Annotated in this window: 18 protein-coding genes and 2 rRNA genes (1 of these 20 cut by a window edge); 14 read left to right on the top strand and 6 right to left on the bottom strand. The window is 57.5% G+C overall.

Annotated elements, in window-relative coordinates:
• The 6 genes from GQ39_RS18165 to GQ39_RS18140 form a co-directional block, all read left to right on the top strand.
• Nucleotides 1-1,378, top strand: a 23S ribosomal RNA gene (locus tag GQ39_RS18165) (it extends 1,514 nt beyond the left edge of the window).
• A 155-nt stretch (nt 1,379-1,533) separates the two neighbouring features.
• Nucleotides 1,534-1,649, top strand: a 5S ribosomal RNA gene (gene rrf, locus GQ39_RS18160).
• Nucleotides 1,650-2,025: 376 nt separating this feature from the next.
• Nucleotides 2,026-3,630 (top strand): response regulator, encoded by a 1,605-nt coding sequence (locus GQ39_RS18155; protein ID WP_047532304.1) that lies wholly within the window; start codon nt 2,026-2,028, stop codon nt 3,628-3,630.
• Nucleotides 3,627-4,319: a sensor histidine kinase gene (locus tag GQ39_RS18150; protein WP_047532302.1), complete on the top strand. Its 693-nt coding sequence runs from the start codon at nt 3,627-3,629 to the stop codon at nt 4,317-4,319. Before GQ39_RS18155 ends, GQ39_RS18150 begins: the two co-directional genes overlap by 4 nt.
• A gap of 215 nt (nt 4,320-4,534) precedes the next feature.
• On the top strand, nt 4,535-5,776 hold the full coding sequence (locus tag GQ39_RS18145; protein ID WP_161793954.1) for a glutamine synthetase family protein: 1,242 nt from the start codon (nt 4,535-4,537) through the stop codon (nt 5,774-5,776).
• A 68-nt stretch (nt 5,777-5,844) separates the two neighbouring features.
• On the top strand, nt 5,845-7,209 hold the full coding sequence (locus GQ39_RS18140) for an MFS transporter (RefSeq protein ID WP_047532298.1): 1,365 nt from the start codon (nt 5,845-5,847) through the stop codon (nt 7,207-7,209).
• Between the two features lie 63 nt (nt 7,210-7,272).
• On the opposite strand, the gene GQ39_RS18135 is transcribed toward GQ39_RS18140, so the two are convergent.
• The 4 genes from GQ39_RS18135 to flgA all read right to left on the bottom strand — a co-directional run bounded on the left by GQ39_RS18135 (nt 7,273) and on the right by flgA (nt 9,897).
• On the bottom strand, nt 7,273-8,019 hold the full coding sequence (locus GQ39_RS18135) for a flagellar brake protein (protein WP_047532296.1): 747 nt from the start codon (nt 8,017-8,019) through the stop codon (nt 7,273-7,275).
• 92 nt (nt 8,020-8,111) lie between these two features.
• Entirely contained in the window at nt 8,112-8,579 is a 468-nt protein-coding gene (locus tag GQ39_RS18130; protein ID WP_047532295.1) for a flagella synthesis protein FlgN, read from the bottom strand.
• A 49-nt stretch (nt 8,580-8,628) separates the two neighbouring features.
• Nucleotides 8,629-8,955, bottom strand: coding sequence for a flagellar biosynthesis anti-sigma factor FlgM (gene flgM / locus GQ39_RS18125; protein ID WP_047532293.1), 327 nt, complete (start codon nt 8,953-8,955; stop codon nt 8,629-8,631).
• Between the two features lie 180 nt (nt 8,956-9,135).
• Entirely contained in the window at nt 9,136-9,897 is a 762-nt protein-coding gene (gene flgA / locus GQ39_RS18120) for a flagellar basal body P-ring formation chaperone FlgA (protein ID WP_047532291.1), read from the bottom strand.
• 83 nt (nt 9,898-9,980) lie between these two features.
• On the opposite strand from flgA, the gene GQ39_RS18115 reads away from it, so the two are divergent.
• The 6 genes from GQ39_RS18115 to flgE all read left to right on the top strand — a co-directional run bounded on the left by GQ39_RS18115 (nt 9,981) and on the right by flgE (nt 15,005).
• Entirely contained in the window at nt 9,981-10,913 is a 933-nt protein-coding gene (locus GQ39_RS18115; protein WP_047532289.1) for a chemotaxis protein CheV, read from the top strand.
• A 46-nt stretch (nt 10,914-10,959) separates the two neighbouring features.
• Entirely contained in the window at nt 10,960-11,787 is an 828-nt protein-coding gene (gene cheR / locus GQ39_RS18110) for a protein-glutamate O-methyltransferase CheR (protein WP_047532288.1), read from the top strand.
• Nucleotides 11,788-12,064: 277 nt separating this feature from the next.
• Nucleotides 12,065-12,472 carry a flagellar basal body rod protein FlgB gene (flgB, locus tag GQ39_RS18105; RefSeq protein WP_047532287.1) on the top strand — a complete coding sequence of 136 codons (408 nt, stop codon included), beginning with the start codon at nt 12,065-12,067 and terminating at the stop codon, nt 12,470-12,472.
• 3 nt (nt 12,473-12,475) lie between these two features.
• Nucleotides 12,476-12,919, top strand: coding sequence for a flagellar basal body rod protein FlgC (gene flgC, locus GQ39_RS18100; protein ID WP_034146132.1), 444 nt, complete (start codon nt 12,476-12,478; stop codon nt 12,917-12,919).
• A gap of 15 nt (nt 12,920-12,934) precedes the next feature.
• Nucleotides 12,935-13,657 (top strand): flagellar hook assembly protein FlgD, encoded by a 723-nt coding sequence (gene flgD, locus GQ39_RS18095; protein WP_047532286.1) that lies wholly within the window; start codon nt 12,935-12,937, stop codon nt 13,655-13,657.
• A 31-nt stretch (nt 13,658-13,688) separates the two neighbouring features.
• The gene (flgE, locus tag GQ39_RS18090) at nt 13,689-15,005 is read left to right on the top strand and encodes a flagellar hook protein FlgE (RefSeq protein WP_047532285.1); all 1,317 of its coding nucleotides are present in this window, start codon (nt 13,689-13,691) and stop codon (nt 15,003-15,005) included.
• Between the two features lie 249 nt (nt 15,006-15,254).
• Here the strand turns inward: flgE and GQ39_RS18085 are convergent, their stop codons facing one another.
• Nucleotides 15,255-18,149, bottom strand: coding sequence for a ribonucleoside-diphosphate reductase subunit alpha (locus tag GQ39_RS18085; RefSeq protein WP_047532283.1), 2,895 nt, complete (start codon nt 18,147-18,149; stop codon nt 15,255-15,257).
• A gap of 733 nt (nt 18,150-18,882) precedes the next feature.
• On the opposite strand from GQ39_RS18085, the gene GQ39_RS18080 reads away from it, so the two are divergent.
• Together GQ39_RS18080 and GQ39_RS18075 are read left to right on the top strand one after the other, a co-directional pair.
• Entirely contained in the window at nt 18,883-19,605 is a 723-nt protein-coding gene (locus GQ39_RS18080; protein WP_047532281.1) for a response regulator, read from the top strand.
• Nucleotides 19,602-21,212 (top strand): ATP-binding protein, encoded by a 1,611-nt coding sequence (locus GQ39_RS18075; RefSeq protein WP_047532280.1) that lies wholly within the window; start codon nt 19,602-19,604, stop codon nt 21,210-21,212. Before GQ39_RS18080 ends, GQ39_RS18075 begins: the two co-directional genes overlap by 4 nt.
• Nucleotides 21,213-21,270: 58 nt before the next feature.
• On the opposite strand, the gene GQ39_RS18070 is transcribed toward GQ39_RS18075, so the two are convergent.
• Nucleotides 21,271-21,996, bottom strand: a complete 726-nt coding sequence (locus tag GQ39_RS18070; protein ID WP_201774174.1) for a 4'-phosphopantetheinyl transferase family protein — start codon at nt 21,994-21,996, stop codon at nt 21,271-21,273.
• Nucleotides 21,997-22,028: the final 32 nt, after the last annotated feature.

The raw sequence follows: 22,028 nt of genomic DNA, 5'->3' as shown, positions 1-22,028 counted from the left end.
GAGTGTTCTTTTAGAACACGAAGTGGTTGATGCCATGCTTCCAAGAAAAGCTTCTAAGCTTCAGGTAACCAGGAACCGTACCCCAAACCGACACAGGTGGTTGGGTAGAGAATACCAAGGCGCTTGAGAGAACTCGGGTGAAGGAACTAGGCAAAATGGCACCGTAACTTCGGGAGAAGGTGCGCCGGTGAGGGTGAAGTACTTGCTACGTAAGCCCACGCCGGTCGAAGATACCAGGCCGCTGCGACTGTTTATTAAAAACACAGCACTCTGCAAACACGAAAGTGGACGTATAGGGTGTGACGCCTGCCCGGTGCCGGAAGGTTAATTGATGGGGTTAGCTAACGCGAAGCTCTTGATCGAAGCCCCGGTAAACGGCGGCCGTAACTATAACGGTCCTAAGGTAGCGAAATTCCTTGTCGGGTAAGTTCCGACCTGCACGAATGGCGTAACGATGGCGGCGCTGTCTCCACCCGAGACTCAGTGAAATTGAAATCGCTGTGAAGATGCAGTGTATCCGCGGCTAGACGGAAAGACCCCGTGAACCTTTACTATAGCTTTGCACTGGACTTTGAATTTGCTTGTGTAGGATAGGTGGGAGGCTTTGAAGCGTGGACGCCAGTTCGCGTGGAGCCATCCTTGAAATACCACCCTGGCAACTTTGAGGTTCTAACTCAGGTCCGTTATCCGGATCGAGGACAGTGTATGGTGGGTAGTTTGACTGGGGCGGTCTCCTCCTAAAGAGTAACGGAGGAGTACGAAGGTGCGCTCAGACCGGTCGGAAATCGGTCGTAGAGTATAAAGGCAAAAGCGCGCTTGACTGCGAGACAGACACGTCGAGCAGGTACGAAAGTAGGTCTTAGTGATCCGGTGGTTCTGTATGGAAGGGCCATCGCTCAACGGATAAAAGGTACTCCGGGGATAACAGGCTGATACCGCCCAAGAGTTCATATCGACGGCGGTGTTTGGCACCTCGATGTCGGCTCATCACATCCTGGGGCTGAAGCCGGTCCCAAGGGTATGGCTGTTCGCCATTTAAAGTGGTACGCGAGCTGGGTTTAGAACGTCGTGAGACAGTTCGGTCCCTATCTGCCGTGGACGTTTGAGATTTGAGAGGGGCTGCTCCTAGTACGAGAGGACCGGAGTGGACGAACCTCTGGTGTTCCGGTTGTCACGCCAGTGGCATTGCCGGGTAGCTATGTTCGGAATAGATAACCGCTGAAAGCATCTAAGCGGGAAACTAGCCTCAAGATGAGATCTCACTGGGACCTTGAGTCCCCTGAAGGGCCGTCGAAGACTACGACGTTGATAGGTTGGGTGTGTAAGCGCTGTGAGGCGTTGAGCTAACCAATACTAATTGCCCGTGAGGCTTGACCATATAACACCCAAGCAATTTGCTGACCTGAAAAGGCACCAGATTGCGGTGTGTGAAGACGCAATGAACCGAAAGTTCGCAACGACTCACAAAAGCCGCACAAACTATCGCATATCCAATTTGCTGAAGCGTCGAAAGACGGTTCGGTACCCGAATTTCTTGACGACCATAGAGCATTGGAACCACCTGATCCCATCCCGAACTCAGCAGTGAAACGATGCATCGCCGATGGTAGTGTGGGGTTTCCCCATGTGAGAGTAGGTCATTGTCAAGATTAAATTCCAAAACCCCTATCTGCGTATGCAGGTAGGGGTTTTGTTTTTGTCCGCAGGAAAGTGCTGCGCCGGAAATGGCAGCGGCAGCGATGGTTTCTGGCTCCTGGGGGGGTAATACCTATGAGGCCTTTTTCTCAACGAAAAAGCGCGATAGCCCTTTTGCCGCTTCAAGAGAACGCCACCTCTGGCCGATAACCGTATGGCTACAGTGAGCTTTATTTCTCGTATCCTCCGAACCGTCGTTTGGTTTGAGAAAAATCACTTGCTAGCTAATGGCTACTAGCTATCATCTGCGCGCCGAAAGAGGCAATGAAGCTGATCTTTTTCGCGTATTGGCCTTTTGATTCTTCTTCTTAAATTGCCTGGAAATCTTCGATGCTGTCGTATCACCAAAAGAGTTTTCTGATCGTCGATGATTTTTCGGATTTCCGCAGTTCGGTCAGGTCCATGCTGCGGGAACTGGGTGTGAAGGATGTAGATACTGCCGATTCCGGTGAGCAAGCACTGCGTATGTGTGCGCAGAAGTCCTATCATTTCATCCTGCAGGATTTTCATCTCGGCGATGGCAAGAAGAACGGTCAACAAGTCCTCGAAGACCTGATGATCGAAAAGCTGATCAGCCATGAAAGTGTATTCGTCATGGTCACCGCCGAAACCAGCCAGGCCATGGTACTCAGCGCCCTGGAACACGAGCCCGACGCGTACCTGACCAAACCCTTCAACCGCTCCGGCCTGGCCCAGCGCCTGGAGCGCCTGGAACAGCGCAAAACCTTGCTCAAGCCGATCCTGCAAGCTCTCGATCGGGACAAGCCTCTTGAAGTGCTAAACGCCTGCATCGCCCTGTGCAAGCAAGATATCCGCTACTCGCCATTGTGCCTGCGCTATCGTGCCGACGCCCTGCGCGACCTCAACCAGAATGAGGCGCTTGAGCGTCTTTACGACAGCATCATTGCAGATCGTCCTTTGCCCTGGGCCTTTGCCGGGCTTGGGCAATTACTGTTCAAGCGGGGTCAGATTGCACAAGCTAAAGGTGTCTACGAAAAAGCACTGAAAGTGTTCCCGATGATGCCGGCGCTGTACGACGGTATGGCGGATGTGCTGGTCGCCGAAGGTGACACCAAGGCGGCGCAGGCGGTATTGGAAGAAGCAATTCGCTTATCGCCATTGGCTGTGCGCCGACAAGCGCAGTTAGGCAAATTGGCGATGACCAATGAAGATTTTGACACAGCCTCCAGAGCCTACCGTCAGGCTGTTAGCCAAGGCGCCCAGTCACGTTTCAAGGATGCGGAAAGTAACCTCGGACTGGCCCATGCCTTGATCAGCAAAGGGAGTGAAAAGGGCCTGGATACCCGAACGCGGCTGGAGATCAATACGACGCTGAGCGCTGTGGCCAAAGAGAATCCGTCCGACCCCGGTCTGCAAATTCGTGCCCGGTTGATGAAGGCGACCAGTCTTTTGCTCAACGACAGTGAAACCGCCGAAAAGCTTACCGAGCAAGCGATGATGCGCCTCGATGGCATGGAGCAGTTCATGAGCGCGGAAGCGGCACTCTTAGTGGCCAAGCAACTACAAATGCTTGGACAACCCAGTGCGGGCGCGTCGATGTTGAAAAACTGTGCGGAAATCTACGGTGATGACCCCGCTGTCATGAAGGGCATCGCCAAGTTGACCGATGATCCGACCATCCTCAACTCCGGCAACGCCGCCGCTGACCTCAACCGGCAAGGCGTACGCGTGTACAAGACCGGTAATCTGGTAGAGGCCCGGGACGTTTTCCGCAAGGCCCTGGCGCTACAGCCGAAAAACATCAGTATCGCGTTGAACATGGCGCAGGCATTGCTGCATGGCACTGATACCAATGTGCCGTCGGCCGAGCTCGAAGAATGTCGAACCTGTCTGAAAATGGTTGGTTTGATGCCTGACACCGATGCTCGTTATCCGCGTTATCAGAAGCTTAAAAGCAAGGCGTTTGGCGAATGAACGACAACCAGCAAGCATTGGATTTCTCTACGGTGATTGCTTCAACCGTACACGACATGAAGAACTCATTGGCGATGCTGATGCGCGCCCACAGCCAATGGTTGGCAAACCTGCCCGACCCGGCCCGTCAATCTGCGGAGCAGGGCGTGATCGAGTTCGAGTTCGCTCACCTCAACGGCATGCTCGTGCAGTTGCTGGGGCTGTACAAGTTGGGCGTCAATCAAATGCCCCTGCAACCGGCCTACCATGAGCTGGATGACTTCATTGAAGCGCAATTGGCGTGTCATCAGGACGTGTTCGCCAGCCGTGGTATTGCCGCTTCTTTCGAGGTCGATCCGCTGAGCCCTTTGGGTTTCTTCGATCGGGAGCTGATTGCTTCGGTACTGGCCAACTGCATCAACAACGCCATTCGTTATGCCCGGCATGCGCTATTGATCACCGTCAGCGATGAGGCTGGGCAACTGGTGCTGACCATCAACGATGATGGTGAAGGGTATCCGTGCGAGATGATCGAGCGACAGGCTGATTATGTGCAGGGTATCAATCAAAGTAGCGGTAGTACCGGGCTGGGTTTGTACTTTGCAGGGCGGATCGCGGCCTTGCATCAGCGAAACGGCGTCGGGGGGCACACCAGAATCAGCAACGGCGGCCCATTGGGTGGAGGCGTATTCAGTCTTTACCTGCCTTGAGCCTTTCTCTGGCCGCAGACCTTTTTGATTAACACTGCTTGATATTCTGAACACGCGGAGTCTATTTTGTACGCGTCGCCGTTCACGGCTCGCACAACAACAAGGATTGCGTCATGAAAGCGGATGGCCTCAGTTCACTCGCGCAGCGATTGACGGGTATTGATGAGATTGAATGCGTCACACCGGACTTGAATGGCGTGCCACGGGGCAAAGTGATGACCGCCGAGGGCTTTCTCGACGGACGCCGTTTGCAGATGGCGCGCGGTGTGCTGCTGCAATGCATCATGGGTGGGTATCCGCCAGCACGCTTTTATGGAAGCGATGATGGAGACCTCGCGCTGGTGGCAGATCCCGCGCAGATCCATCGCTTGCCCTGGACCCAGCAGCCACGGGCATTCGCCATTTGCGACGCGGATGAGCTGACCGGCGCCAGCTCCAATCTTTCTACTCGTGGTCAACTCAAGGCTGTTATCGCACGTTACGCGGCGCTTGGCCTCGCGCCGGTGGTGGCAACCGAGCTGGAGTTCTTTGTCTTTGCACCTAATACCGATCCGTCCCAACCCTTCCAGCCTCCAACAGGACTGGACGGACGTCGCGAGGATGGTCATTCGGCGTTCAGTGTCAGCTCCAATAACGGTCTGCGCCCGTTCTTCAGTGAGGTCTACGCCTGCATGGCGGCGTTGGGTTTGCCGCGCGATACATTCATGCACGAAATGGGCGTCAGTCAGTTTGAGATCAACCTGCTACATGGCGATCCGCTGCTATTGGCCGACCAGACATTCCTGTTCAAACATTTGCTCAAAGAGGTGGCGCTCAAGCATGGCCTGATCGTTGTCTGCATGGCCAAGCCATTGGCGCATACACCGGGCAGTTCGATGCATATCCACCAGAGCATCGTCGATATCGATAACGGACATAACGTATTCAGTGGTGAAGACGGCCAGCCGACGGCGACCTTCCGTCATTTCATTGCCGGACAGCAGGCCTGCATGGCCGACTTCACCGCGCTGTTTGCGCCGAACGTGAACTCGTATCAGCGCTTGTGCCATCCCTTCGCATCACCGAATAACGCTTGTTGGTCCCATGACAACCGGGCAGCAGGCTTGCGTATTCCGGCCAGTTCGCCGGTCGCTCGTCGGGTCGAGAATCGCTTGCCGGGGGCTGATGCCAACCCTTATCTGGCAATTGCCGCTAGCCTGGCGGCGGGACTCTATGGCATTGAACGACGACTGGAACCGAGCGATCCGATCCAGGGCGAATTTGAAGTGCCGGACAATCTTTCGTTACCCTGTACCTTGCATGCTGCTCTCGAGCGTCTGAAACGTAGCCAACTGGCAAAGGAACTGTTTGGCAAAGAGTTCATCGAAGGCTACATCGCTTCGAAGACCATGGAGTTGACCAGTTTTTATGATGAAATTACTCCCTGGGAGCGGCGTGTTCTAGCAGCCCAGGCCTGACGAAATGTCGACACCGGGCTATCTTTGGATAGTCCGTTTCTCACTGCAAGGAGCCGCTCGGAACGCCGATGCGCCAAATCTGGAAATCCTTTCGAGCGCTTTATTTCGCCTCGCTGATGATGTTGATCGGTTCAGGCCTTTTGAGTACTTACCTGGCATTGCGTCTGGCTGCCGACCATGTCGACAGTCTGTGGGTCGGTGCGTTGATGGCTGCCAACTATTTTGGCCTGGTACTGGGCGGCAAGATCGGCCACCGGTTGATTGCCCGGGTCGGCCACATTCGAGCTTATTCGGCCTGTGCCGGGATCGTCGGCGCGGCGGTGCTAGGCCATGGTCTGGTGAACTGGTTGCCTGCCTGGCTATTCCTGCGGGTAATCGTGGGTCTCGGCATGATGTGCCAATACATGGTCATCGAGAGTTGGCTCAACGAACAGGCTGACACCAAGCAACGCGGGGTGGTGTTTAGCGGCTACATGATTGCGTCGTATCTGGGGTTGGTGCTGGGTCAGTTGATTCTGGTCATGCACCCGGGGCTGGGGCTCGAGTTACTGATGTTGGTCGCCCTGTGCTTTGCTTTGTGCCTGGTGCCGGTGGCCCTGACCCGACGCATTCACCCGGCGCCGTTGCATCCGGCACCGATGGAGCCGAGGTTCTTTATCAAGCGTGTGCCGCAGTCGTTGAGTACGGTGTTGGGGGCTGGGCTGATTGTCGGTTCGTTTTATGGCTTGGCACCGCTGTATGCCTCTCAGCAAGGGTTGTCCACCGAGCAGGTCGGTTTGTTCATGGGCAGCTGCATTTTTGCCGGGCTGCTGGTGCAGTGGCCTCTGGGGTGGTTGTCCGATCGCTATGACCGGGCGCTGTTGATCCGCAGTTTTGCTTTCAGCCTGGCTCTGGCCGCTTTGCCGTTGGCGATCATGGAGCGGGTTCCGCTAGAGGTATTGTTCATCGCCGGTTTTCTCTGCTCATTGGTCCAGTTCTGTCTGTATCCGCTGGCAGTGGCATTTTCCAATGACCACATCGAGGGGGATCGTCGTGTATCGCTGACCGCCATGTTGTTGGTGACCTACGGGGTCGGCGCCAGTATCGGACCGCTGGTGGCCGGGGTGCTGATGAAGTTGTTCGGCAGCCAGATGCTTTATGCATTCTTCAGTTTTTTCGCGTTGATCCTGGTGTGGCGAATCCGTCCGAAAGCGGTAACCAACCTGCATCAGGTGGACGATGCGCCTCTGCAGCACGTCGCCATGCCGGATAGTATGTCGAGCTCGCCACTGGTGGCGGCACTCGATCCGCGGGTGAATGAGCAGGTGGTGCAGGACCAGATGCAGAACCCGATACCTTCCGAACCAGGGGCCGAATCGGAGCCTGAAGACGATACACCTCGTGAGCAGCCGGACGCGGGCAGCGAAAAAAGTTTTACCGAGGCCAGGCCATAACGCTGAGGCAAAAAAAACGGGCAGTCACCGCAAGGGGCTGCCCGTTTTTATTGAAGGACTGTCTCAGAAGTCGTCTTTGTCGAAGCGACGCGCTTCGCGTTGCAACTGATAGACGAACCGCTCGACCTGCCGTTGCACCAGTCCGCTCATGTTATGGAAGCGCACACCGGCGAAGGTGGTGGAGATCTTTTCTTCAAAGTGCAGGTAACGCAACTCGACCGGGGCTGTCATCTTGCCAAAGGGCAGGGCGGCCACGAAGCGGTCATAGACTTGACCCAATTGCAGTCGGTCAGTGATGTCGCCAGAAAAGCGTAACTTGCAACCGGTAGCCGAGATGTCCAGCAGCTTGCCGCTGATCGGTGTCTTGATTTTCTCGCCATCAAGGTCGACGTCGACCAATTGTGCCAGCTTCAACGCCGCGCGAAACGCATTGCGGCGTTGGTGGTAGACCACTTCATCGGGCAGCGTGCCGCGATAGCAACGACTATCGCCGGATTCGTCGATAGTCAGCGGACCGTTGCTTTCCCAGGCAATGCGCACGCCTTCGTGGAAGCCTTCGACTTTGAAGGGTTCGCCGGCCAACAGGAAACGTTCGCCGTCGCGGGGAATCATTTCGTCCAGGGCAATCATGTTGGTTTCACGATCAATGTCCACCAGATAGCTCTGGAAACGCTGGCTGCGCTCGTGGAACGTGATGATCAGTGGGTCATGACTTTCTTGCAGCTGGCGCAGATTGCTGGAGATTTCCAGAGGCGTGCTAAGCACCTTGGGTGGCTGCGGAGCATCATCCGCATTTAAGGCATTGGACACGGTTAATCAATCTCCAGACAAATTTTGACTACGGCTAGCGGGCATTTTGCCAGCATGTTTCGCGTCTTGATAGAGCGTGCTCATCGACAAGCTTAAGCCTGACTGAGCGGGCGCGGTTTCACAAGCTTGGAGAATGATCCGCTGGCATCGTAGAGCGCGGGAGGTTCGCCGCCGGTCAGAATTTTCAGCTGGGTAGCCGTAGCGGCTTGCTGTATCAGGATCGACTGTCCGTTGCTGGCATTGGTCGTGTGGCACTGGGCTAGGAGGTTGGTCAGCACATCGCTTTGCGCCAGCAATGCTTCGCCAACGCTTGACTGGCTGGCCAATTGTTCCAGGCCGCTGCGGTTGGCTGGCAGGTTGAGGCTGGCGAGGATCTCGCTGCGCTTGCGGCCATGCTGTTCGAGCAAGATGATCAATGCCTGTTTCTGCGCTAGAACGTTTTCGAGCAGAGGCATGTCGCGACCATGCAAGGCGAGGGACTCGATCTGCAGTAACTCCAGCAATTGTTGCGCTGGAGCAAAATCGTCGATGATCAGTTGCAGTAAATTAGTGTCTTGCATGGCTGGCCTTGGGTTTTAAGCGTCCAAAAGCCTGGCGCAGGCCTTGGGCCTAGCGCTGGGCTTCGAAGTTGAGCAGTTTGCTGGCTATACGGTTGCTGTCGACTTTGTAGCTGCCATCGGCAATCGCTGCTTTCAACGCAGCCACGCGGGCGTTGTCGACGACAGGTTGATCGCGCAGCGTATCAGTGACCTTTTGCAACTGTTGAGCCTCATTGCTGAGATGTACCGATTCCCCGCTTTTGACGGTACTGGCCTGTTCGGCCGGGGTATTCAGCGACGCGGATTTATCGGCCTCGGCCGCTGCCTTGCTTGCGCTGGTACGTGTACTGCCCGTAAGTGACGAGGAACTGTTCAAACGGCTGAAATCGATGACCATGATAAAAAACCTCTGGGAATTTGGACGCTTGCCATGTTTTCGGCCATTCCCTGAAAAACTTTAGGCCCGTTTATCAATGAGCTTGCGCGCGTCAGTGCCCGCCCTGAATGGGGAACAGTTTAGGGAACAGCCTTGGTTAGCGCCATCCTCTTGAGCCGCGAGCGCCCGGAATAGAGAACCCTACATGGACACTTCCACCTGACCTGGCGCGGTGACCTGCGCCTTGATGACTCGCTGGGAGTTGAGGTTCTTGACCCGGATCTGTTCGTTCAGGCCACCGCTGGCCAGTGCCTCGCCAGGCATTCTCACACTGAGCGTACCGCTGCGCGCGGTAATCACCACCTGATCGCCCTTGCGAATGACTTCGGCCTGCTCGATGTGCACCAGGGTAATGACCTGGTCAGTGACCGTTGGTCGGGTCAGTCTTTGTCCGATCGCCTGATCCACCGAGGTCAGATAGCCCTGGCTGATCAGGCTGATGTCGCGCTCTCGCAAGGTGACGTCGCCAGGCTCGACAATGCCGGCACGGCGCAGCGGTCGAGTGGTGGTCACGACGTCGCGAAACAGGCGTACTTGAGCGGGTACGAACACCGTCCAGGGCGAAGCGCCTTCGCAGCGAACCTTGACCGTTACCCGCCCCAACGGCTTGGCCGGACTCTCCAGCGAGGCTGTCAATTCCTTGTCGCACATTGGCATGCGCAATCGGGGATCGAGCTGGTTGACCTGGATTTCGTAGCGACCTTCCGTTTGACTGGTGGCCAGATAGTCTTCTACGGTGAACTCAAGAAAGCCCTGAGTGACGCCGATAAGCATGTCAGGCAAGGTAACCGCGTCAGCAAGGGCAGGGCTGCCAGCGTTGAACAGGCATACGGCCGCCAACACACCGAGCAGTTTGCGGTAGGGTGTGGTCAGGCGTCGAAAAAATGTCGGTTCTGTGTTCATAGAGAGATAAAAAGCAAGCGCCGTGCCGTTTAGAGATGAATGTGCGTCGCAACAACACTTAGCGTTGGTGTAGGAGTCTGGGCATGGCTGGTGTAATGGATTCGGTAAACCAGCGCACGCAACTGGTGGGGCAGAATCGCCTTGAGCTGTTGTTGTTCCGTCTTGACGGCCAGCAACTGTATGGGATCAACGTGTTCAAGGTTCGGGAGGTGCTGCAATGCCCCCAACTGACACTGATGCCAAAATCCAGTCCTGTCGTGTGCGGCGTGGCGAATATTCGGGGGGCGACCATTCCGATCCTTGATCTGGCGATGGCGACCGGCTCGGGTGGCTTGAAAGACAAAAACAATCCCTTCGTGATCATCACGGAGTACAACACCAAGACCCAGGGGTTCCTGGTGCGCTCGGTGGAGCGGATCGTGAACATGAACTGGGAGGAGATTCATCCGCCACCCAAGGGCACTGGCCGCGATCACTACCTGACGGCGGTGACTCGGGTCGACAATCAGCTCGTCGAAATCATCGATGTCGAAAAGGTGCTGGCGGAAGTGGCGCCGACACCGGAAGCGATCTCCGCAGGCGTGGTGGACGTCGAAACCCAGCACAAGGCGCTCTCTTTGCGTGTGCTGACGGTCGATGATTCGTCGGTGGCGCGCAAGCAGGTTACGCGTTGCCTGCAAACGGTGGGTGTCGAAGTGGTGGCGCTGAACGACGGTCGGCAAGCGCTGGATTACCTGCGCAAACTGGTCGACGAGGGCAAGAAGCCGGAGGAAGAGTTCCTGATGATGATCTCCGACATCGAGATGCCGGAGATGGACGGGTACACCCTCACGGCGGAGATCCGCAACGACCCTCGCATGCAAAAGCTTCATATCATCCTGCATACTTCGTTGTCGGGTGTGTTCAATCAGGCGATGGTCAAGAAAGTCGGTGCCGATGACTTCCTCGCCAAATTCCGTCCTGATGACCTGGCATCCCGGGTAGTCAACCGGATCAAAGCAGCAGACATTAGCTAGGGGCGTTCGGCCCCCGGCAGTCAACACGATTTAAGAGGCGGCAGCATTGTCAACGGGTAATTTGGATTTCGAACAGTTCCGGGTATTCCTGGAAAAAGCCTGTGGCATTTTGCTCGGTGAAAACAAGCAGTATCTGGTCTCGAGCCGTCTCAACAAACTGATGGAGCAGCAGGGTATCAAGTCGTTGGGTGAGCTCGTCCAGCGCATGCAGACCCAACCGCGCAGCGGTTTGCGCGAGCAGGTGGTGGATGCCATGACCACCAACGAAACCCTGTGGTTTCGTGATACCTACCCCTTTGAAGTCTTGAAGAACAAGGTATTGCCCGAAGCGATCAAGGCCAGTCCCGGCCAGCGTCTGCGCATCTGGTCGGCGGCATGCTCGTCGGGTCAGGAACCGTATTCGCTGTCGATGTCCATTGACGAGTTCGAGCGGGTCAACATGGGCCAGTTGAGGATGGGCGTGCAGATCGTTGCCACCGATCTTTCCAGCACCATGCTCACCAACTGCAAGACCGGCGAGTACGACAGCCTGGCCATTGGTCGCGGCCTGTCACCTGAGCGACTGCAACGATATTTTGACCCGAAAGGGCCGGGGCGCTGGGTCATCAAGGCTCCGATCAAGAGTCGGGTGGAGTTCCGCTCGTTCAATCTGCTGGACAGTTACGCCAGCCTGGGCAAGTTCGACATCGTGTTCTGTCGCAACGTCCTGATTTACTTCTCTGCCGAAGTGAAGAAGGACATCCTGTTGCGGATTCACAGTACATTGAAGCCCGGTGGTTATCTGTTCCTTGGTGCTTCGGAAGCGCTCAATGGATTGCCGGATCATTATCAGATGGTCCAGTGCAGTCCGGGGATCATTTACCAGGCGAAGTGATTCGTTGCTGGGCTGAAAACGGGAGACCTCAGAGGGCTCCCGTTTTTTTATGCCCGGTGTATTCCTGCCGGCACCTTGAGCCCGCTCCCAAGAACGCGTGTGTTTGCCAATGGGCAAGCGGCAGAAAAGCGGCAGGCGGCGGAAAACGGTTGCCGCTTTTCTGGCATTGCCGCGTTGCCACTGCTCGCAAAGCCCCGCTTTACGGGGTTTCATGAGTTGGCATGACGCTTGCTAAGTTCATCGTACGAAAAATCAGGTCACCCGAAGGTTTCCCGACATGAGCATCAGCTTCGATAAAGCGCTCGGTATTCACGAAAAGGCTCTGGGCTTTCGCGCTCAGCGCGCCGAAGTTCTGGCCAACAACATTGCCAACGCCGACACCCCGAACTACAAGGCTCGGGATCTGGAGTTCTCGAAAGTGCTCGAGGCGCAGAGCGATAAAGCCAAGAACGGCACGTTCGCCTTGAACATGACCAACAGTCGTCATATCGAAGCCGAAGGCCTGGGTAATGGTGACGAGTCGCTGATGTATCGCACGCCGATGCAACCGTCGATCGACCAGAACACCGTGGACGCTCAACTGGAACAGTCGAACTACGCGGAAAACGCAGTTGGCTTCCAGGCCAGCTTCACGCTGCTCAACAGCAAATTCAAAGGGCTGGTGTCAGCCCTGCGCGGAGAGTAAGTCATGTCCCTGTCCAGTGTTTTCAACATTGCCGGTAGCGGCATGAGTGCGCAAACCACTCGTTTGAACACCGTTGCTTCGAACATCGCCAACGCCGAAACCGTCTCGTCGAGCATCGACCAGACCTATCGTGCGCGTCATCCGGTATTCGCCACCATGTTCCAGGGCGGCCAGAGCGGCGGCAGCGATTCGCTGTTCCAGAACCAGGACGCCGCCGGTCAAGGCGTGCAGGTCATGGGCGTGGTCGAAGATCAGAGCAACCTCGAGGCGCGTTACGAGCCGAACCATCCGGCTGCCGATGCCAAGGGCTACGTCTACTACCCGAACGTCAACGTAGTGGAAGAAATGGCTGACATGATTTCCGCGAGTCGTTCGTTCCAGACCAACGCTGAAATGATGAACACCGCCAAAACCATGATGCAGAAAGTCCTGACCCTCGGTCAGTGATAAGGGGCGACTCAGATGAGTGTTAGCGATTCCACCAGCGGTTTGAGCCTCAAGGACGTCTTGGCCAATTCTTCGGTCAAGACCAGCACCACGAAGGACAGTCTGGGATCGGCGGTCAGCGGCTCCACAGGCAACCAGTCCCTGGGCAAGGACGCGTTCCTGCAGTTGCTGGTGACGCAACTGAAAAACCAGAACCCGCTGGACCCGCAGGACAACAGCGCGTTCGTGGCTCAATTGGCACAGTTCAGTAGCCTGGAAGGGATTACCACGCTCAACGATACGGTCAGCGGCATTGCCGGCAACTACAACTCGTCTCAAGCGTTGCAGGCTTCTTCGCTGGTAGGTCGTTCTGTTGTGGCCCAGACCGACACCGCAGTGGTCGACACCTCCAAGAGTTTCAACGGTACGGCGGTCGTACCTGCCTCGACGAATCCGGTGACGATCAAGATCACTGATACCGATGGCAAAGTTGTTCGCACCATCGACCTGGGCAGCCAGCAAGCCGGTAACGCCAGTTTCATCTGGGACGGCAAAAACGATGCGGGCGAGGTGGCCAAGGCCGGCACTTACAAGTTTGCGGCTACCGCGACTTACGACAGTCAGGCGACCTCGCTGGTGACTTACCTGCCGGCCACCGTCAACAGCGTGACCATCAGCCAGACCGGCGGTGAGTTGATGCTGAACCTGGCAGGCCTGGGCAGTGTTGCCCTGTCCAAAGTACAGACCATTGGTATATAGAGCCGACTAACACGGCACAAAGGAGTGGAATATGTCTTTCAATATCGGCCTTAGCGGTCTCTATGCAGCCAACAAACAGCTGGACGTAACCGGCAACAACATCGCCAACGTCGCGACCGCCGGTTTCAAATCGTCCCGTGCAGAATTCGAAGATGTGTACTCGGCCACGCGCCTGGGCACCGGTAGCAAGACTATCGGCAACGGCGTGCGTCTGGCCAACGTTTCCCAGCAGTTTGGCCAGGGCGACGTGAACAACACCGGCAACGTGTTGGACATGGGTATCCAGGGCAACGGTTTCTTCATCCTCAGCGACAACGGCTCCCTGAGCTACACCCGTGCCGGTGCGTTCAAGACAGACGCCCAGAACTACGTGGTCGACAACAACGGCAACCGTCTGCAGGGTTATGGCGTCGACTCCAATGGCAAGATCATCAACGGTGTGCTGACCGACCTGAAAATCGACACATCGAGCCTGGCGCCGCACGCGACCACCCGTGTCGATCAGACGATGAACCTGAACTCCTCGGATCCACTGCCAACAGTGACCACGTTCAATGTCAAAGACACCAGTAGCTACAACAAAACTATTTCCACCCCTGTGTACGATACACAGGGTAACCAGCACACCATGGACCAGTACTACGTTAAAAACGCGGCGTCTAACTCCTGGACCGTTTACACCTACATAGACGGTCGCAGTCCATCGGATCCTACCGCAGAACCTCCGGTCGCCCTCACCGCCGACATCACCTTCAACCCTGATGGCAGCATCAAGACGCTGACGGCTGGTGCAGGCTGGACACTAAAGAACAACACTCTGACCATGTCAGGCTGGAAGCCGGGCGTGCTGGTTGACGCCAAGGCCAACCCGCCGACCTGGGCCTTGAACGGCTCGGACGCAGCCGCGGGCGGTATCACCTTCGACATGACCAAAACCACTTCGTATGCTTCGCCTACCGCGCGGACCGCGCAGTACCAGGACGGCTACGCCACCGGCCAGATCTCCAGCCTGACCATCGATGAAAGCGGTGTCATGACCGCCAACTTCAGCAACCAGCAAACCAAGGCCATCGGACAGGTAGCGATTGCCAGCTTCGCCAACGAGCAAGGCTTGCAGCCAATTGGCGGTACCCGCTGGAAAGAAACCTTCTCCTCGGGCGTGGCCGGCGTTGATGCACCGAAAACCGGTACCCTGGGCGCGGTGGTTTCCAACTCCCTGGAAGAGTCCAACGTTAACCTGACCAACGAACTGGTCGACCTGATCAAGGCGCAGAGCAACTACCAGGCGAACGCCAAGACCATCTCCACCCAAAGCACCATCATGCAGACCATTATTCAGATGACCTGATGCCGGTTGGCTGAAAGCGCTGCACAAAAAGCCCCTCGCAAGAGGGGCTTTTTAGTTTTGGTCGGTCCGGTAGGAGCGAGCTTGCTCGCGACGGGCGTTAACGATCACGTGTTCTGGCTGAATAACCGTGTGGCTTTCACCTGCATAGCGAGCACGCTTTCGCCTGCTAGAGCCAAAAGAAAACCCCCGATCAGCCAGTGGCTCATCGGGGGTTTCAGGAAAGCGCCTTGCGACGCTGACCAGCTCAGCTTATTGGCAAGCTTCGCAATCCGGCTCGTCGATGGCGCAGGCCTTCGGCACTGGTGCCGGACCTGCTGGCGCAGCCAGGACCGAGTCGTCGCCGTGGTTGCCGCCGCTGGAAACAGCGTTCAGCTTGCCGGTGTTGATGGTCGACTTCTCGGTGCTGGTCGCGGCCAGGGCACGGAGGTAGTAAGTGGTTTTCAGACCACGGTACCAGGCCATGCGGTAGGTCACGTCCAGCTTCTTGCCCGAAGCGCCGGCGATGTACAGGTTCAGGGACTGGGCCTGGTCGATCCACTTCTGACGACGGCTTGCCGCGTCAACGATCCACTTGGTGTCCACTTCGAAGGCGGTCGCGTAGAGCTCTTTGAGCTCTTGCGGGATGCGCTCGATTTGCTGCACGGAACCGTCGTAGTACTTCAGATCGTTGATCATGACCGAATCCCACAGACCGCGAGCTTTCAGATCGCGAACCAGGTACGGGTTGATCACGGTGAATTCGCCCGACAGGTTCGATTTCACATAGAGGTTCTGGTAGGTCGGCTCGATCGACTGCGAAACGCCAGTGATGTTGGCGATGGTCGCGGTCGGTGCGATGGCCATGATGTTGGAGTTACGAATGCCTTTCTGTACACGGGCGCGCACAGGTGCCCAGTCCAGGGTTTCGTTCAGGTCAACGTCGATGTACTTCTGGCCACGTTGTTCGATCAGGATCTGTTGCGAATCCAGCGGCAGGATGCCCTTGGACCACAGAGAGCCCTGGAACGTCTCGTAGGCACCGCGCTCGTCAGCCAGGTCGCAGGAAGCCTGGATCGCGTAGTAGCTGACCGCTTCCATCGACTTGTCGGCGAACTCGACAGCCGCGTCGGAACCGTAAGGGATGTGTTGCAGGTACAGCGCGTCCTGGAAGCCCATGATGCCCAGGCCGACCGGACGGTGCTTGAAGTTGGAGTTCTTCGCTTGCGGCACCGAGTAGTAGTTGATGTCGATCACGTTATCGAGCATGCGCACGGCAGTGTTCACGGTGCGTTGCAGCTTGGTGGTGTCCAGCTTGCCGTTGACGATGTGGTTTGGCAGGTTGATCGAGCCCAGGTTGCAAACGGCGATTTCGTCCTTGTTGGTGTTCAAGGTGATCTCGGTGCACAGGTTCGAGCTGTGGACCACGCCGACGTGCTGCTGCGGGCTGCGCAGGTTGCACGGGTCTTTGAAGGTCAGCCATGGGTGGCCGGTTTCAAACAGCATGGACAGCATTTTGCGCCACAGGTCTTTGGCCTGGATGGTCTTGAACAGCTTGACCTTGCCTGGGTACTCGGTCAGGGCTTCGTAGTACTCGTAGCGCTCTTCGAAGGCCTTGCCAGTCAGGTCGTGCAGGTCTGGAACTTCGGACGGCGAGAACAGGGTCCACTTGCCATCATCGAAGACACGCTTCATGAACAGGTCAGGAATCCAGTTGGCGGTGTTCATGTCGTGGGTACGACGACGGTCATCACCGGTGTTCTTGCGCAGTTCGATGAACTCCTCGATGTCCATGTGCCAGGTTTCCAGGTAGGCACAGACAGCGCCCTTGCGCTTGCCACCCTGGTTAACGGCGACGGCAGTGTCGTTCACGACTTTCAGGAACGGTACAACGCCCTGGGATTTGCCGTTGGTGCCCTTGATGTACGAACCCAGTGCACGAACAGGCGTCCAGTCGTTGCCCAGGCCGCCGGCGAATTTCGACAGCATGGCGTTGTCGTGGATCGCGTGGTAGATGCCCGACAGGTCATCCGGCACGGTGGTCAGGTAGCAGCTCGACAGCTGCGGACGCAGGGTGCCGGCGTTGAACAGCGTCGGGGTCGAGGACATGTAGTCGAAGGACGACAACAGGTTGTAGAACTCGATCGCACGGTCTTCCTTTTGCTTCTCTTCGATCGCCAGGCCCATGGCCACGCGCATGAAGAAAATCTGCGGCAGCTCGAACCGCACGCCATCCTTGTGGATGAAGTAACGGTCGTACAGGGTTTGCAGGCCCAGGTAGGTGAACTGTTGGTCGCGCTCGTGGTTGATCGCCTTGCCCAGTTTTTCCAGGTCGAAGTCGGCCAGAACCGGGTTCAGCAATTCGAATTCGATACCCTTGGCGATGTAGGCAGGCAGGGCCTTGGCGTACAGGTCGACCATTTCGTGGTGGGTGGCGCTTTCGGCGACGCCGAGGAAGCCCAGGCCTTCGGCACGGAGGGTGTCCATCAGCAGGCGCGCGGTGACGAACGAGTAGTTTGGCTCACGCTCGACCAGCGTACGGGCAGTCATCACCAGAGCGGTGTTGACGTCGGTCAGGGCCACGCCGTCGTACAGGTTTTTCAGGGTTTCGCGCTGGATCAGGTCGCCGTCGACTTCTTCCAGGCCTTCGCAGGCTTCGGTGACGATGGTGTTCAGGCGGCCCATGTCCAGCGGCGCCAGGCTGCCGTCGGCACGGGTAATGCGGATCGAAGGATGAGCGTTGACCGCATCTTCGGCCGGGGCGCGTACGGCGCGTTCCTTGGAACGGGCATCACGATAGATCACGTAGTCGCGAGCAACTTTCTGCTCGCCGGCGCGCATCAGGGCCAGTTCGACCTGGTCCTGGATTTCTTCGATGTGGATGGTGCCGCCCGATGGCATGCGACGCTTGAAGGTCGCGGTGACCTGTTCGGTCAGGCGTGCAACGGTGTCGTGGATTCGCGACGAAGCGGCAGCGGTGCCGCCCTCAACTGCGAGAAACGCTTTGGTGATGGCGACGGTGATTTTGTCATCGGTGTAAGGAACGACAGTGCCGTTACGCTTGATCACGCGAAGCTGGCCCGGCGCGGTGGCGGACAGATCCGAATTCGAATCAGCGGCCTGAGGCAAGGTGCCCTGCGGGTTCTCGCGAGTTGTGTCGGTTTGCATGGGTGTCTCCACGTTCTCTATGTTTGTTTGGGCACCATCACGGTGCCCACCGTTCTGTCCTGAAGCACTACAACCGGCGAATGCCGGGCATAACAACTTCGGGACAGTAGGAAGGGGGCTATTTGGGCGCCGCTTCCATGCCGAAGTCTTTGGTCTCACGCCTTGGGCGGGAGGCCGGGGTCCTTTGAGGTGACAGTTGGGGACTGCAACACCCGTACCGTTTTCACCCTTATGGGCCGAAATACAGTAACCATCCGCACGCGCGGTTTTGGCTGTCGAAAATACGTTTGGTTCAACCGGAGGGTGGCAAGAAAAGCGCTTGAAATTGGTGTCCGGTTTGTGTTTGGTCTTTTGCGCAAAACCCTACATCTAGGGTTTTTTTGGCGCCGAGGTACAAGATAATGCGTTTTGGGGGGGGATTGCAACGTACTACCTGTGGATAAGCCTGTGCGTAAATTGTGAGTGAAAGAGCGAATCGGCGTGTAGGCCGCAATGCTGCTGGACCGGACCTTTTTTCATCAATTTTCAATGATCGAAAACGGCCGGGTGGATTTTTAAGGGCGCGAACCCTATCACAAAAAACCGTCATGTCCGAACGCATTTAGCGGCTTGTGTTCTGCGCGAGCGACGTTTATACAATCGGCCAGCATGCAGGCAATTTATCCTCCCCAATCGTTACAAAAAGACGGGCGGATCCTTCCTTATTAGAGTTACTGGCAAGAAGAGGTCACCCGTGGAGCAAGAAGCCTGGCAGGTATTGATTGTCGAGGACGACCAGCGTCTGGCCGAGCTGACCCGCGATTACCTGGAAGCCAACGGCCTGCGAGTGTCGATCGAAGGCAATGGTGCCCTCGCCGCTGCCCGCATCATCAAGGAAAAACCGGACCTGGTAATCCTCGACCTGATGCTGCCCGGCGAGGACGGCTTGAGCATTTGCCGCAAAGTCCGCGACCGCTATGACGGGCCGATCCTGATGCTCACCGCGCGGACCGACGATACCGACCAGATCCTCGGCCTCGACCTGGGCGCCGACGACTACGTATGCAAACCCGTGCGTCCGCGTTTGTTGCTGGCGCGCATCCAGGCGCTGTTGCGGCGCAGTGAAGCACCAGAAGCCGCGCCGGAGAAACAACGGCGGCTGCAGTTCGGTCCGTTGGTCGTGGACAACGCTTTGCGCGAAGCCTGGCTTAACGACAATGGCATCGAACTGACCAGCGCCGAATTCGATCTGCTCTGGCTGTTGGTAGCCAATGCCGGACGCATTCTGTCCCGGGAAGAAATCTTCACGGCGCTGCGTGGCATCGGCTATGACGGCCAGGATCGCTCCATTGACGTGCGCATTTCACGCATCCGTCCGAAAATCGGCGATGACCCGGATCACCCTCGTCTGATCAAGACCGTGCGCAGCAAAGGCTACCTGTTCGTTCCTGAGGCCTGCGTAGACTCGCCGCTGTGAACTCGATCTTCCTGCGTATCTACGGCGGCATGTGCGCCGCGCTGGTGCTGGTGGCGGTGCTCGGTGTGCTGGCGTTACACATGCTCAACCAGGTACGCAGCGAGCAGTACCGCGAGCGCCTGGCCCATGGCACGTTCTCGTTGATGGCCGACAACCTGCAACCGATGAACGAGACCGAGCGCCATCGTGCCTTGTTAGTGTGGGAACGCCTGCTGGGGATTCCGCTGGCGCTGAAAACCTTCAACCAGACGGACCTTGACCTGACCCAGCGCACCCGCGTGCTGCACGGGCAAGCGCTGGTGGAGCAGACCGGTCCGCATGCGGCGAAGGTTTACCGGCTGGTCAGCGAAAAGGAACAACTGGTACTCACGGGGGAAGTCCAGCAGATCAGTGAGCAACTGGCGCGGGCGACGATTTACCTGTTGACCGATGAACTGGTGCGCGTGCCGGTGGCTGAGCAACCCCAGCGCCTGGCACAACTGAAGCAGGACAAGGGTTTTGGCTTCGACTTGCGTCTGGTCACGGTCGATGAGGCGGACATGGACGAGGACCAGAGTCGTCGAGTGTCAGAAGGTGACACGGTGATGGCGCTGGGCAAGGAGGGCGATTCGATCCGCGTGTTCGCTGGCATGGTCGGGACGCCATGGGTCCTGGAAATCGGCCCTTTGTATCAGATGAATCCTTATCCGCCGGAATGGCTCGTGCTGATTGCCGCACTGGGCCTCACGCTGATCGGTTTGATCGTTTACTTGCTGGTTCGCCAACTGGAGCGCCGCTTGCGCGGTCTTGAGGCAGCGGCCACGCGCATCGCCAGGGGTAGCCTGGAAACCCGTGTGCCGGCGCGCGGTGCGGACTCGGTGGGGCGTCTGGCGTCGGCGTTCAACGGCATGGCCGAACACTTGCAACAATTGCTGGCGATCCAGCGCGAACTGGTGCGCGCCGTTTCCCACGAGCTGCGTACGCCGGTGGCGCGCCTGCGTTTCGGTCTGGAGATGATTGGCTCGGCCACCACGCCGCAAGCCCTGGAAAAGTACTGTGAAGGCATGGACCACGACATTGAGGATCTCGACCGACTGGTCGACGAAATGCTCACTTACGCAAGGCTCGAGCAGGGCTCGCCGGCGCTGAACTTCCAGCGCATCGACCTGGATGCGCTGGTCAATCAGGTGATCGAGGAGCTGGCGCCTTTGCGTGCCGACGTCACGGTGCAGCGCGGATTGTGCCTGTCGGCGGCCGATTGCGACGACGCCTGGGTCGAGGCTGAGCCGCGCTACCTGCATCGGGCGCTGCAGAACCTGGTGAGTAATGCCATGCGTCACGCGCAATCACGGGTGACCATCAGCTATCAGGTTGGGCAGCAACGCTGTCGGGTCGATGTCGAGGATGACGGGCCGGGCGTGCCGGAAATCGCCTGGGAGAGAATCTTTACTCCGTTCCTGCGCCTCGACGACAGTCGAACCCGTGCTTCGGGCGGGCATGGATTGGGGTTGTCCATCGTGCGACGCATCATTCATTGGCACGACGGGCGGGCGTTGATCGGCAAGAGCAAGAGCCTTGGGGGGGCCTGTTTCAGTTTGAGCTGGCCGCGCAACCAGGAGAAGCGCTGAGTGCTTGGTTGTCTGGGCAATCGCCTCTGCGAGCAGTCCCATACAGGCGCTGGAGTTTTCAGGCCTGGAGACTGACCAGGCTCAACAACTGCCCATCCTTGACCCCGAACTGCGCATCCAGCTCGGTGCCATTGCGCCACTCGGCGGACAGGTCTGTCAGTAATCGCAGCCGCACCTCTCCACTCTCAGTCCACTCCAGTACTTCGGCGTGTTCAAAATAGAAACGCTGCCGGACGATCGGATAGAGCGCCTTGAACAGGCTCTCTTTCACGGAAAATGTCAGGGTTACCCATAACGCCAGTTGATCGTTACGGCCGGCGGCCATGCGCTGTAGTTCCGGCGGGGTGAGGATCTCTGCGGCCAGGCGCTCGGCCCGTTCGGCGTTGAGCAGGTTTTCCAGGTCCATTCCCAGTCCGCGCCAATGGCTTTTTTTTGCGACGATAGCGGCGGCACGGCCCGTGCTGTGGGTGATCGAGCCGGTAATGTGTGCCGGCCAGACTGGGGCCCGGTCTTGGCCGATGGCCGGGCTGACGTTCAGACCTTCCAATTGTTGCAGCGCGGCACGGGCGCAGACACGGCCGGCGAGAAACTCTGCCTGACGCTTGGCGACCGAGCGCTGGATGGTCGCTGGCGCTTCAATGGCGCTGCGCTGGAAATCATCACTGACCAGTTGCGAGGTATTGAAATGCGTGCTCAACAGTACGGTATCGGGCAGCACATGGGGCAGCGGCCAATGGGCATCGAGTGGGGTGCAAAAAGCGGGCAGGGCGGGGAGTGGTTTCATGTCTGGCATTTTGCCGGGTTGGATTGGCGCTG

This window comes from Pseudomonas sp. 11/12A (assembly GCF_000800055.1).
Taxonomy (GTDB): Bacteria; Pseudomonadota; Gammaproteobacteria; order Pseudomonadales; family Pseudomonadaceae; genus Aquipseudomonas; species Aquipseudomonas mohnii.
The sequence above is the reverse complement of the archived record's forward strand: the minus strand, read 5'-3'. Positions and strand labels throughout refer to the sequence as shown.